Source organism: Gardnerella sp. DNF01204 (assembly GCF_049244145.1).
In the GTDB taxonomy this organism is placed as follows: Bacteria; Actinomycetota; Actinomycetes; order Actinomycetales; family Bifidobacteriaceae; genus Bifidobacterium; species Bifidobacterium vaginale.
In genome coordinates, this window is sequence record NZ_CP058379.1 from 664,217 (window position 1) to 677,787 (window position 13,571).

12 protein-coding genes are annotated in these 13,571 nt (G+C 36.3%); 1 reads left to right on the forward strand and 11 read right to left on the reverse strand.

Translation table 11 applies throughout. The features are described from left to right. Positions 1-167: 167 nt before the first annotated feature. From HXT46_RS02500 to HXT46_RS02550, 11 genes are all read right to left on the reverse strand, one after another. Positions 168-2,603, reverse strand: a complete 2,436-nt coding sequence (locus HXT46_RS02500; RefSeq protein ID WP_014554652.1) for a lysylphosphatidylglycerol synthase transmembrane domain-containing protein — start codon at positions 2,601-2,603, stop codon at positions 168-170. Positions 2,604-2,632: 29 nt separating this feature from the next. Beyond that, the gene (purB, locus tag HXT46_RS02505; protein WP_064623607.1) at positions 2,633-4,075 is read right to left on the reverse strand and encodes an adenylosuccinate lyase; all 1,443 of its coding nucleotides are present in this window, start codon (positions 4,073-4,075) and stop codon (positions 2,633-2,635) included. A gap of 69 nt (positions 4,076-4,144) precedes the next feature. Beyond that, entirely contained in the window at positions 4,145-5,815 is a 1,671-nt protein-coding gene (locus tag HXT46_RS02510; RefSeq protein ID WP_180947408.1) for an alpha/beta hydrolase, read from the reverse strand. 5 nt (positions 5,816-5,820) lie between these two features. Further along, positions 5,821-6,021 (reverse strand): hypothetical protein, encoded by a 201-nt coding sequence (locus tag HXT46_RS02515; RefSeq protein ID WP_004118052.1) that lies wholly within the window; start codon positions 6,019-6,021, stop codon positions 5,821-5,823. A gap of 118 nt (positions 6,022-6,139) precedes the next feature. Then, on the reverse strand, positions 6,140-6,754 hold the full coding sequence (locus HXT46_RS02520) for a DUF6466 family protein (RefSeq protein WP_048730310.1): 615 nt from the start codon (positions 6,752-6,754) through the stop codon (positions 6,140-6,142). After that, positions 6,751-7,788 (reverse strand): vWA domain-containing protein, encoded by a 1,038-nt coding sequence (locus HXT46_RS02525; protein WP_004115395.1) that lies wholly within the window; start codon positions 7,786-7,788, stop codon positions 6,751-6,753. The genes HXT46_RS02520 and HXT46_RS02525 overlap by 4 nt, the downstream gene beginning before the upstream one ends. Next, positions 7,785-8,975, reverse strand: a complete 1,191-nt coding sequence (locus tag HXT46_RS02530) for a vWA domain-containing protein (RefSeq protein ID WP_004115392.1) — start codon at positions 8,973-8,975, stop codon at positions 7,785-7,787. Before HXT46_RS02530 ends, HXT46_RS02525 begins: the two co-directional genes overlap by 4 nt. After that, positions 8,972-9,505, reverse strand: a complete 534-nt coding sequence (locus HXT46_RS02535) for a hypothetical protein (RefSeq protein ID WP_004115388.1) — start codon at positions 9,503-9,505, stop codon at positions 8,972-8,974. The genes HXT46_RS02530 and HXT46_RS02535 overlap by 4 nt, the downstream gene beginning before the upstream one ends. Before the next feature lie 12 nt (positions 9,506-9,517). After that, on the reverse strand, positions 9,518-10,552 hold the full coding sequence (locus HXT46_RS02540) for a DUF58 domain-containing protein (RefSeq protein ID WP_004115385.1): 1,035 nt from the start codon (positions 10,550-10,552) through the stop codon (positions 9,518-9,520). Then, positions 10,549-11,703, reverse strand: a complete 1,155-nt coding sequence (locus HXT46_RS02545; protein ID WP_014554647.1) for an AAA family ATPase — start codon at positions 11,701-11,703, stop codon at positions 10,549-10,551. Before HXT46_RS02545 ends, HXT46_RS02540 begins: the two co-directional genes overlap by 4 nt. 61 nt (positions 11,704-11,764) lie before the next feature. Further along, complete coding sequence (locus tag HXT46_RS02550) at positions 11,765-12,475, reverse strand: uracil-DNA glycosylase (RefSeq protein WP_004118032.1); 711 nt, start codon at positions 12,473-12,475, stop codon at positions 11,765-11,767. Positions 12,476-12,621: 146 nt separating this feature from the next. On the opposite strand from HXT46_RS02550, the gene HXT46_RS02555 reads away from it, so the two are divergent. Then, positions 12,622-13,305: a LytR C-terminal domain-containing protein gene (locus HXT46_RS02555; protein WP_004115367.1), complete on the forward strand. Its 684-nt coding sequence runs from the start codon at positions 12,622-12,624 to the stop codon at positions 13,303-13,305. Positions 13,306-13,571: the final 266 nt, after the last annotated feature.

Consider the following 13,571-nt stretch of genomic DNA (forward strand, 5'->3'; position numbering starts at 1 on the left):
TTAGATTTTTTGCTTGATAAAATACTTTAAAATCGTAGAAATGCCTTATATAGGTTTATTTATACTATTATCAACTAAATAATCTTATATAATAAGAAAGTTGGTTTTTCAAGATTTTAAGCAGACCATACTAAGCTGTCTAGCTTTTTAAGCATATGTTACATGGTCTAAACTAATCCGCGGTTACTAAGACTTTTCATAGCAAAAGCGCCTATTGGTATTCTTAGCCAGTAGAACATGAGTCTGTAAAGTAGGGTAGCAGATAATGCGATAGTTGGATGAATTCCAACTGAGGTAAAAGCAAAAGTAAGTGAAGCTTCAACAGCTCCCAATCCACCTGGTGTAGGAACAGCGGAACCAGCAGTATTGGCAACTAGGAACAGTAGCACTGTTTCCCAAGGGTTTGCATAGTAGCCGAAAGCAAGAAGAGCTACCCAATATCCCAGTCCTGTTGCAAAAACAAGAATAAGACCGCCTACAGTGCCTTTAATGAGCTGTTTAGGGCTACTTATTAGCTCTTTAATCTGTTTACCATAATCTGAAAGAATAGGAAGATATCTTTTACGTATAAATTTTCGAATAGGTGTAATAATCATAAAAGTGCATATGATTAGCGTTACTATTCCTATTACTGTTATGAGCATGTGTGTAGGAATCATTCCAGAAAGCACATTTTTACCAGTAAAAATGCCTACGCAGAACATAACTAAAGCTGTAACAAGTGCTTGTAAAAGCCAAACTGCACTTGTAATGGCTGTGGCTTGAGCAGCCGAATACCCATTCTTTTTTATAATTTGCATGTTCACAAAGGCTGGTCCTACGCCAGCTGGCATGGAAACAGCTGTAAACCCAGAAGCAGCTTGTGATGTAAACAGAACGCCAGCAGAAGGGCGTGAATCGTCCATAAAAGATCCAACTGTAATCGCAGAACCTACCCAAGCTAGCAAGCTGAACGCAAAGCATAATAGAACCATTAATGTATCCGCGCGTTTAAGAGCAGATACAATTTCTTGAGGATGCCATTGTGTTGCAATAGCAGCCAGAGCTGCAACAATAAGAATCAGCGTAACGAAGAATCTAATATTAAAACGGGCTAATCGCACTGTATCATAATCTTCGTCATCTGTGTGCTCGCATACCTTTTCACCCAGCTTAGTTTTAAGTTCTTCAAACAATTTCTTATTCCAAGACGTTAATGCTCTAGTTGATGAAGGAATAGCAGCTTTTTGCATAAAAGGCATTATTTGAGCTAGCTTATCTGCGCCCCAAGTATTCATAGCAGCTTCTATAGCGCTACTTGTATCAATGCATGTTGCGATTATTGATAAAAGTTGTACTTTGTCTAAAGCAATATTGATGTCGTCGCTAGCCACATCGCCATTTTGCCATCCTGCAATAACCGGAGTTCCATCTTCTAGCCTTGCAAGTGTTTCTGGGCTTATTCTTCTATGTGTTATTCCTCGATTGTTTGCAATATCGAGGTAGCGCATAAGTCTTTCCGCATCTTTAATTGTAAGCGTGTTTAAATTGCATGGCACAAGTACATTATCGGTGTGGAATACCATTATTGAAGATTTTCCACAATCTGTTACTCCATAAACGTTTGCTGTAGCTAAGTGCAAGCTCCTAAGAACAAGAAGCATTGAAAGATGATGATGTATGGAGTGTCTTGCAGAACGATCTCGTCTAACTGGTATATCTATTAGCTTAATCCATTGCCATAGCTGATTTAGATATCCTGGCAAGTGAACCTGATTATCTAGAACCGAAATCACGTATCTTGTTCCATGAATATCAATCGCATCGTATAGCCTTGAATTTTCAATCAGATCGTCATCAAGGCTAGATTTCAGAACACCATTATGGTCTGTAGTTAGTGTACGTCTGTTTAATTGAACAAGATGAGTAATTCCAATATTTTCTAATGCGTCAACTATATCTTTTCCCCAAGCACCTTTGCTGCGAGTGCCTTTAATAAATCTGATTATTGTACCTATAGCGCGACCAATACACCAAGATGTTAAAACACCTGTTAGTGAATGCCATGATGTGACTATTAGTATAGGTGAAGCAATTATTAATGCTTGCCAAGATATTCTTACGACTTTACTATCTCGTCTAGGTCCACTAACGGTTAAAAAAGCAACTATTACCGCGTATATGTCTGGCAATAATTCAGTACCGTGACTGCTGGAAATCGAATTGAATGATGTAAATAGTGGAGCATTATTTAAAGCAGTGAGAAGATAAGAAATATACCATACTAGAGGATATGTTAATAGCAAGGTTAGTGTAGATATCGTTGTATCAATCCAACGTCTTGCGTTAATCATAGAAATTACTACGCTAGCTACTATGGCGATTGTAATTGCTTGCTGGAAAAGAGAAGATGGTAATCCAGTTACAATCCACACAATAATTTTTCCAGCATTTTTTGCATCGTGCTCTACGCCTGCGGTTGTGCCAGAAAAACACATTGTAAACAGTACAACCGCAGTTCCTAGTGCAATAGATATAATCGCGTAAATCAAGTCAGCCCAATTACGAACTAATTTAGGCCTCGTGTCATTAATAACCAAATTTTCTTCTACTTGCGATTGCATAACCACACCGTTTATTTATTAAATAAAATTTATCGAATAAAATCAACCAGCCTAGATGCAATACCAGTATAAGATTCTGGTGTAAGAGCTTTTAACCTATTTGCTGTTTCTGTATCAAAGTTTCTAGAAGATATAAACTTTTCAACATCTTGCCTAGAAATACTATGACCGCGCATTAATTCTTTAACCTGCTCATATGGGCGTTCCATTCCTTCTACGCCAGCAATTTCTTGAGCTCTCATAGCAGTTTGGATTGGTTCTCCAAGAACTTCCCAGTTGCTGTTAAGCTCTTCACTCATCATTTGCGTGTTTGGATGAATCGACTTTAAGCCTCCAAGAAGATTGTTTAAAGCAAGAAGAGCATAGCCGAATGCGGATCCAACGTTTCGTTGAGTAGTTGAATCTGTTAAGTCTCGCTGCCAACGGCTTTCGGTAAGAGTTGCGCAAAGAGTGTCGAAAAGTGCGCAAGAAATCTCAAGATTTGCTTCCGCGTTTTCAAATCGAATAGGATTCACTTTGTGAGGCATTGTGGAAGATCCTGTAGCTCCTTTAACTGGAACTTGTACAAAAACGCCGCGAGAAATGTACATCCACACGTCTACAGCAAGATTGTGAAGAATATGGTTAATATGACTTACTGTGCTGTAAAGCTCTGCTTGCCAATCGTGACTTTCGATTTGCGTTGTAAGAGGATTGAAACAAAGACCCATTCTATTTTCTACAAATTCTTTAGAAACGCTAAGCCAGTCGATATTAGGGAAAGCTGCAAGGTGAGCGCCAAAAGTTCCAGTAGCACCGTTTATTTTTCCAAGATATTCTTGGCAGCTAAGGTGTTTTAGCTGTCTATTTAGCCTGTAAACAAACACGGCAAGCTCTTTACCTAAAGTTGTAGGAGTGGCAGGCTGACCATGAGTGAGAGATAGCATTGGCATATCTCTATACTCTTGTGCTTTTTGGGTTAGGTAATCAACAATAGCTTTCAAATTTGGCGTGTATACGTTTTCAACCGCGTTTTTTACGCACCTCGCTATAGAAAGATTGTTTATATCTTCACTCGTGCATGCAAAATGAACTAATGTTTTAAGATTGCTAAGCTGGGTTTTATGCCCTAATACTTGCTCTGCTTTGTCTAACTCGTCGTCAATGTAGTATTCAACAGCTTTAACGTCGTGATGTGTTATAGCTTCGTGAGCTGCATGGCGTTTTATTCCTTCTGCTCCAAAATTTTCTGGAATTGCACGCAAATAATCGCATTCTTCATCTATTAAAGGATTTACGCCGTCTACAATGGTTTTGAATCCGTTTCCCTTGTATCCGTTTGCTAAAAGGATCATCCATTCAACCTCTACGCGCATGCGCTCGCGGTTTAAGGCTGGTTCGCTTAGAAATTCTACAAGATCAACAGTTTGATTGTGGTATCTTCCGTCTAGCGGAGTCAAAGCAATAGCAGGGCAAATATCAGTAAGCTTCATACTTTAAAGGTTACAGCATGGCATGAAACTACTAGGTGTTTTGAGCGGTTATTAGTTAATGGCGCATAGTTAATGGCTCATAATTCCTTGCCATAGTGTTGTTTCTTCTAATTCGTCACCTAGTGTTTTTCTAAAATGCTCTTCTTGCATTCGTATCTCTTTAGATCCAAGTTGATGAGCGTCTTCATAAGCTGCTTTATGATAATTCAAATCATGTGTGAGCGTTCCTTCTTCTGGTACATTTTTTACTAAGATTCCATCTTTTTCAAAAAGTTTTTCATTTTTATAACTTTTAGTTCTGTATTGTTTATTGTTTTTCTTATTATTTTCTTTATTTTTGTTTTGCGATTTTATTACATTTACAACAAGTGAATTGTATATTGCATTATGAGCTGTTTTAGGGGCGATTGTGCCATTGTGAGCAGTAGCGCTTTTCTTTGCAGTTCCATGTATTGTAACCCAATTATTTCTATTTGGATTAGATGCGCCATCTAAGGTAGGAACTAGTTCGTCTTCCATTTCTATGCTTGTGACCCAAGTTTTATTTGGTATTGGATGGTTTGCTATTGGAGATCCAGCAGTTACTATGTGTTTTATGTTGTATTGTTTTGAGTAATCGCTAGCTATGCTTGCAGCTACAATTCCTCCTTGTGAATGTCCAACAAGAATAACTGAGTCTTTTGCTTTAATTCCACTTTTTCTCATGGCTTCTATAACCATTTTTGTGCTGTCTGCATTTTGTCTTACGTTTTTAGAACTACTCATAACTTCTGCGTTTTGTGGCCATCCAAAAGGAGATTTTGGTTTGCCATCTGTTCCAGGTATTGTAACAAGCCAAGATATACTACCGTCTTTTTTCTTAAATCGTTGTATTGCTATTGTTGCTCCATCTGCGTTTATTTTAGGCGGTTTTACGCCAAGATTTCCATTTGAAAGATCTGTTAGATTTGCAAGAGCTTGACTAATATTGCTTCCTCTGTAATGCAATATTTTCGAATATTCTCTGTGAGGTAATCTAATTTTTGTTACTTTAAGACTATTCCCTTGGTTTGCATCGTTGATTTTTGCGCTAAACAAGCTTAATGCGCTTGCAAAAGTGGAAACTGGTGCTTTTGAATGTTTTACATCGTTCTTTTCTTGAATACTAGAAAAAAGACGAATAGGGATTCCTGTTACGGGGTTTATTAAAAAATGCTTAGAAAAGCCTCTAATAAAGCCTTGTTGAATTGGTGCAGTTTCATGACTCCATTTAGAAAAGTTTTTCATACCGCTTTTTTGAGTCATATCTAAAAGTATGCTAAATCCTACGCTTGCAAAGAATGGTACTGCTGTAATAGGAAATATACTTGTACCAATCGATACAAGATTATCTAAGTTTTCTCTATTTTTGTATTCTGCGTTAGCATATAGATTATTTGCTCTGATTATTAGAGAAGATAATTCATCAAGTTTATTTGATAACGATTCACATTGGCTTGATTTTATTCTGCATTCTGCAGGATCCAATAGCGGTTGTAAAGAATCGTCATTAAAATAACCATTAAAATTTTTGTTATTTTCAGAGAAAACAGACGATTTTTGACTTTCAATCTGCATCGCAGCTTGCATCCAGCTTGTGCTTAACGAGTGGAAATCGTTGGATAGTTCTTGTAATTTTGCGGATTTTGTTTTGTATTCGCTAGCATCAGCTACGCTAATAGTTTTCCCACCTGTTATTGTTGATTTAACTCTCCAAGGCATTAAATTCACCTCCATAAGTTGATTTTTGAGTTAATAGAGCTAATTTCGCATGCTTTTTTGGCAACATTAAACATTTCTTCATTGAACGCGTTTGCGGCTTTTCCATGCCAATCTTTAAGAGTATTTGAATGTGCTTCGCCAAGCACGCTGTTAGAACATTGTTCTGTTCTTGCTATCAGCCAGTAATAATTATTAAATGTATGCATACAAAGTATTACACACAATGTTTTTTAAATAGTCACGAAAAATCTTTTAATGTGGTTAAAGGTTCCAAAATATTGAAATATAAGGGTTTATATTCTATTAGATATTTTTTTATTACCTTTACCACGGCTTGTTACTTGAATCTTCTTGTTTAGAAGACTTTGTTTTTCCAGACTTACTATTTGAATCATTATTGCTGTAATCTTTTTCGGATTGGTTTATTTGATTCTGGTCTTGATCTTTTTGATTGTTTTGTTTTAATAAGTCTTCGACCTTCTTTTTTTGAGAATCGCTTAAACTAGAATTCCCAGATTTGTCCTGCAAATTATTTTTTTGGTTTCGGTCATTATAGTTGGATTGTGTACTAGAATCAGTATTCTTTTTATCTTCATCAATTTGTTTTTGTAAGAATCTAGTAAGTCTTTTAGATATTAGTGCGTTGTGCTCAATACTATTTTTTATGTGAGGTAAAAGAATAGTGTATGGCGATTTTGCTTCGCTAAATTGATCATCAACCTGTTTTTGAGATACGAGCAATATTTCTATATCTGCATCAACTTTTTTTGACGCTTTTATGTTATTTATTAGTGATTTTGTGGCAGAATTATACTTTGATTCTGCTTTAAGATTAGTAATAGACAAATAAGCTGATATAGCGCATAAGGCTATAACAATAGAAGATAAAGTAACAAGAGAAAATCTTAGGAGTGACTTAGGTGTGATTCTGCTAATCATATAAGCTTCCTTGATTTTGTAATCCAGCATGATAATTCCCAAAGAATCAATATGCTTGCAAGAATAGCAAAAGGCCAAACGATTGGCTCAGGTCTAAGTCTTGGCTTAACAGTATTGTTCTGTTTCCATTGTTTAGAAAGAATATTTTTTGCTTCTAATCCAATAGAGTGATTTTTGCTAGAGTCAGCATATTTTCCACTAATCTCATCAGCTATATTCTTAAGATTCTGCGGATCCATCTTAGATATTCCAGGTTTTCCAGTAGATGGGTCAATAATCCATTTACCAGATTGTTTTGTAGAAGAATCTGTAGAATTTATATCATCTAAATCATTTAGCTTAGTGGTGGTATTTGGGATTTTCCCGCCATTTTTAGAACCTACGCCAATAACATAAGCATGATTCACGTATCCGCGTAGAGATGAGAATGTTCTACGCTTTCTAGAAGTTGTTTCTTCTCCATCGCTTATTAAATATAAAACTGTAACGTCTTGCGGATGAGCGTCATGAATTGCCTTAGCTTCAAGAAGAGTTTTATCTAGGGGAGCATCCAAACTAGTTCCATTTGAAACTCCAACAGGTTCAGTGTTGATAGTATCAACCCAATTTTCAATTGCATTAGAATCTGGCGTAAGTGGAACATCAACACTAGAAGACGCTCCAAACCTAATAGCAGTAAAACTTGCGTTTATGTAATTATTTGTAATTTGTTTTATTATTTGTTTTGCAGAATTAAACCTAGTGGTTGTGTTGTTGTTTAAATCCTTAGAATCATTAACATTCATAGAGCCAGTAACATCTAAAACAAATATAACATTTGTAGCATTAAGAGAGCGTTGCAAGGTGCTTTTCATAACACAAGGGCATAATGCACAAATAGCTAGAAGAACGCATATCAACACTCTTCGAACCCTCATATAAATTGTTTCGTCCGAACTAAGGTTTTTGCGATTAATTGGGAAAATTTCATATAATGCCAAAATGCCAAGAATCGCAATAGCAACTAGCGAAATCCAACTAAAAGATATTTTCATCGTTTTATCCTTCTCGCTGAAATAAGCCAGAGAGTTACAAAAATAACCGCAAATATTGTTGCAATACTAGGATCATCGCTTAACGCTGATTGTGTAGAGTCCTTTTGCATAATTGTGTGCTGCTGTTCAATTTTACGTACCAAAGCTAAAACAGAATCAGAATTATGCTGAGTTAAGAAAATGCCACCATTTTTTTCAATAAGTTCACGCATCTGATTAGTAGTGTTCTCATTTTCGCTTTGAGTAGATCCAGAATACAATCCATCGACTTGAATATTAGCTCGTTTTGTTAGATCTAAAGCTTGCTTAAGAGAGTAAACTGGTTTCCCAGAAACAACATTATCTGTAGCTAAAACAATAGATGCACTACGATTAAGACGATTATGAGGTTTTTGGGAGTTGCTAGAAGAACCATATACAACTCCAGGAATCATTGCAGCGCAACTAACAAGACCATCGCCAATTAACGATGTTGCTTCTTTTCGGTTTTGCGTACCATCAAGCCACGTGGAAATCTGCTGATACTGCTTTTGTTGCATATTGTCGATTTTGTCTTGTGTTTGAACTCCATCCAACAGCTTAGAAGCGTACTGCAACTGTTTTTTAACAAGTGAATAATCGTCTGTAAGAGGAAAAACAGTTCTAGAAGTTGAATTAAAAATACTCAAACCAATGCGCTCGCCTTGAAAATGCTCAACAAATTTCAAATAAGCGTTAATAACTTCCAAATCATACGGCAGAGTAGATCCAGAAACATCTAAGCATAAAACAATATCTCTAGAGCTTGATTGTTCGTTTGCGTTTAAAACTCTTGAAGGTCTAGAGCTGAGAATTGTAGTGCATATAAGAGCTAGGATAAGCATTATAAAAGAGAATTTGCGAAGAATATTCCATAGTCTCCATTTTCTAGCACATAAACTTCCTTGCAAATCCTCGTCTAAAGTAAATGTTCTCAAAAAGCTTGATTCTAAAATGTTTTTTGAATTGTACGAATGATTCTTTAAGTTGTGTCGTTTAACCTCGCTAATCACTAATACAGTTATAAGAATTATTACGCTTGCTAAAACACCAAAAAACAGGACTATTGGCCATTTAAGTCGCATAGAGAAAATAGATGAAACGAGTGTTGAATAATTATATATTTGGCAGTTACATAATGTTGAGAATGATAATGTGGAGAATGTCATCTTTTATTCTCCTTTGTTTTCCAACTTTCTAGCAGAATAAGAACCCATCTTGCACCCTGATCCACATCTGTATTTTTAGCTTGATTATTATATGTGCTATCTGCAAATTCAGGAGGATATAATGCTGCGATTGTTTGTCTTAAAAGATCTGCTCCATGAGTGTTTTTCCAAGATTTTCTAAGTGAACTGATTTCTCCAAGTGTATGCGATTTAATGTTTTCGCCACTCATTATGGAAACATATTGTCTAGCTATTTGCGCTAATTTTGCAAAAGCCTGATCTTTCTCAATTTTATTTTCATGATATTGGCTTACCACTAAATCAATCTTTTTACGCCATTCTTGCTTATTTGCATTCAATGTATGAGCAGCATTTTTAACTTTTTGCTTAGAATCCCCTTTAGTGTTTATTTTATAAATTGCAGCATATAGAACCACGAAAGCAGCGCATGCGATTATTAGACTTAAGCCAATAAATGCAAATAGCATTGAATCATCGTTTAGAATTTTATTAACATCAAGAATACTCATCGACTTACCCCACTAACTCAAGCGTAAATCTTTATTGCTTTTAGCGCCAGAAAACATACTCTGTAAGGTAGCTTTCGATATAAATTTCGTCGAAGAATGGAATATTTGTTCACTAGAAGAACCGCGTATAAGCGATGATCCTGTGTTATTTAGAATTTCGTGCAATGCGTTATTGACAAAAGCTCTATGTGTATTAACTTCTTTAGCGCAAGAATCATCTTTTAAGAATGCTGGAATTTCTCGCATTGTTGTACCGTCAATTATTGGCGTAACTTTATATGAATTAAATGGATTAATTGGACATATTGTTACCACGATCAATGAGTGTAGTCTTGAAATTTTTTGCAAATCATCAAAATGTTTTGACGAAATTGCATATTCATCCGTGATAATTACTATTAATCCGCGTGATTGATTAATTGAATTAGCAAAATTTATGATCGTATTTGTATCTCTAAGTTTTTTACGTGTTTTATATATATTTTTATCCAAATTACGTTCAAAATCAGGAAGATTCCTAGATGAAGGAATCTTTATAATATCGTTACCGTCAAATAAAACGCAGTTTAATGAATCGTTACGTTTTATACTTAAAGACGCAAAGAAACACGCTGAATTAGAAGCTGCCTCGTACAAATACTCGTTAAGTCCATTACAAGAACATGAAGCATTCATGTTCGCGCTAGAATCTACAAGAATCCAAGTCTTAGAAGAACAGTTTCTTTCTCTAGAAGAAACCATTGGCTCGCCAAGTCTAGCGCTAGCTTTCCAGTTCATCATTCTAGCTTCATCACCCGGCTGCCATGAGTGAATGTCAACTAAATCACCATTTCCAAAATTATGATTGGACGGATGCTCTCCTTCAAAAATGCCCAACGATTTTTTGGCTACGGGTAAATTCAGACGATTATCTAATTCTTCAATCTTTCGCCTAATCTTTTTAGCAGAATTTGAAACTAATAAGCTTCTTTTAGTATCTTGTACCACAAAATCAGATTTTGTAAAAGATTTTAACATTCTTGTAAAAAACGGATTTGCAAAGATCATGGTGCAGGAACCGTTTTCACTATTGCGTCAATAATCTGATCACTTGTAATAGAATCAGCTAAAGCTTCAAAAGTAAGAAGAATCCTGTGTCTAAGAACATCATGAGCAAACTTTTTAACGTCTTCCGGTATTACGTAATCTCTTCCAGCAAGAAGAGCCTGTGCCTGACCGATACGGATTAACGCGATAGAAGCTCTAGGGCTTGCGCCCATTCTAACTAGAGAAGAAATAGTTTTAAGAGGGTGACTACCTTCTCCTCTAGAAGTTGCAACAATATCTACTGCATACTTCATAACTGCCTCCGAAACATGTACTCTGCGAGTTGCCGATCTTAAGAAAGTGACATCCTGAAGGCTAATCTTTTGATTATTTAAAGATTCTGGATTGAAAACGTCGCTGCCTCTATTGGTTAAAAGCTTCAGCATACTAACTTCTTCGTTGAAGGAAGGATACGACATAATTGCTTTAATCATAAAGCGATCCATTTGTGCTTCTGGAAGATTAAAAGTTCCTTCTTCTTCAATAGGGTTTTGTGTAGCGATAACCATAAAAGGCTGAGGAAGATTAATGCGTTCTCCACCAATAGTTGTGGCGCCTTCTGCCATTGCTTCAAGCATAGCGGATTGTGTTTTTGCGTTAGAACGATTAATTTCATCTAGAAGAATTACGTTAGCGTGAATAGGTCCAATTTGTGTTGTGAATCTTTGAGAAGCGAAGTCAAAAACTTGTGTTCCAACCAAATCTGCTGGCATTAAATCAGGAGTGCATTGCACTCTTTTGAAACTTCCAGACATTGCTGTAGCAAGAGTCTGAGCCGCTGTGGTTTTAGCCAATCCAGGAACGGACTCAATAAGAATATGTCCTCCAGCAGCAAGAGTTAAAATAAGTGATTCTCTGAGAGAATCTTGTCCAACAAGTGTTTGTGCAAACCTAGAACGAAGAATATCAGCGATCTGTTGAGCTCGTTTAATATCTTCATTAGAAACACCAGCAGATACTGGTTGATTTATAGAGTCAACAATTTTATTAGCTATTGTATTGCTGACCATTGTATTGTTAGGTGTAACTGCACGTGGTTGTGGAGGAAGATTAAATACGCCAGTATTAGCGTTATCGTTTTGTTTGCTTGGTTGTGGAGGGAATAATGCCATGCGTTTCATTCTAACTGATGTTTACTACTTTAGATGATTTTACTACTTTAAATAATCTTTACTATTCGCTAGGGAGAGTCCAATCTATTGGTGTTGATCCTAACGATATTAAAGCCTGGTTTGCTCTTGAAAATGGACGAGAACCAAAGAATCCTCTAGAGGCAGAAAGAGGACTTGGGTGAGGGGATTGAATAATGATTGCGTTTGTAAGAAGGGGAGCAAGACTTTGAGCATTTCTTCCCCACAAAATTGCAACCAGAGGAATATGCTTGCCGTTATTATCTACACGGTTATTCAATGCGGTAATAGCTGCATCGGTAATTTCTTCCCAGCCCTTTCCCTGATGACTATTAGGTCTACCTACTTCAACGCTAAGGCACCTGTTTAGTAGCATAACGCCTTTTTGAGTCCACGGTGTTAAGTCACCATTCTTTGGCATTGGTACATTTAAATCACTAACTAATTCTTTATAAATATTAATAAGACTTTTAGGTAATGGTTTAACGTTTGGAGCAACGCAGAAACTAAGCCCTACAGGATGACCTGGAGTAGGATATGGGTCTTGACCAACAATAAGAACCTTTATTTCTTTAAAAGGTATTGTAAAAGCTCTGAGAATATTGTGACTTTCTGGCAGGAATCGCCTCCCGTTAGATAGTTCATCTCTTAAAAAGTCTCCCATTTTGTGAACTTGTGGTTCTACTGGTTCAAGAGCGTCTGCCCAATCTGGGTCTATTAAATCGTGTAAAGACTTTCGCTGTTTAATCTCCATGGTTAATAACTTTAAAACATAAATGACAAATATGTGCAGCAAATAATAATAATTTTTTATATTTCCATTTATCTTATGTTTTGTGCGAGGCATTCGCTAGTATGTATTCCATACTGTTTTAATGATTTTTTGGAAGGGATACAATTATGGCGAACAATAGCCAGAACGTGTCATTCACGACTGATGATTTCGATAATCCACCAGAAGGTCCTGTTGGAGTACATCGTGGAAATCGCGCGTGGTATGCTGTATTGTTCCCATATGTTGTTGTGCTAGTTGTTGCTGTTGTGTTGGGTCTTCTGGCATGGGCGGTTATGTCTGGAGAAATCAACAATATTCGTATGCCTTGGAGTGCAAATAATTCAGCAATTTCCAAGTCTTCTAATGGCAATAAAAATGGCAAAATTGATGAGAGCAAGAGTAAATCTGACAAAGCTGATGGCGATGATTCAGACGAGGATAAGGACCCAGAAGAAACAAATAAGTCAGATAAAAAGCAAGATAAAGAAGATAAGAATTCTTCTAAAGACTCTAATGCTAACAATGACTCTTCGACAGCAGATATTAACAAGACAGTTCAAGTAAAAGTTGTTAATGCAACTAAAATTCAGGGTCATGCAGCTCAAGAAGCTGGAAAGCTTAAGCAAGCTGGTTATGCAAATGTAGAAGCTGCAAATCCTAAAGGTAATGTTCCTTCGGATTCTGTTGTTTGGTACAAGGGAGATGAAAATCGTGCTGCTGCACAAGACATTGCTAAAACTTTGGGTATTAGCAATGTTGAGGCAACTAGTGAAATAACTACCACAATAGTTGTTGTTTTGTGCAAGTAAATTGCGATTTACTCATTTTGCAATAAATTTCAATAATAAATAATTTCTTAAATAGTCGAGTAGAAAGTCATCTAGAGTGGCTTTTTGCTTGGCTATTTTTGATTTTGCTTATAGATTTTTTCTATATATTTTTGAATATAGTTGGCACTCGGGCACTTAGAGTGCTAATCTTCATTTAGCACTCTAATGTTGCAGGTTTAATCAACAGCTGACGGTTGGTTAGATTTCGACGGTTTGAGTGAGTGTTCCATAGTTAAGTTATGTGG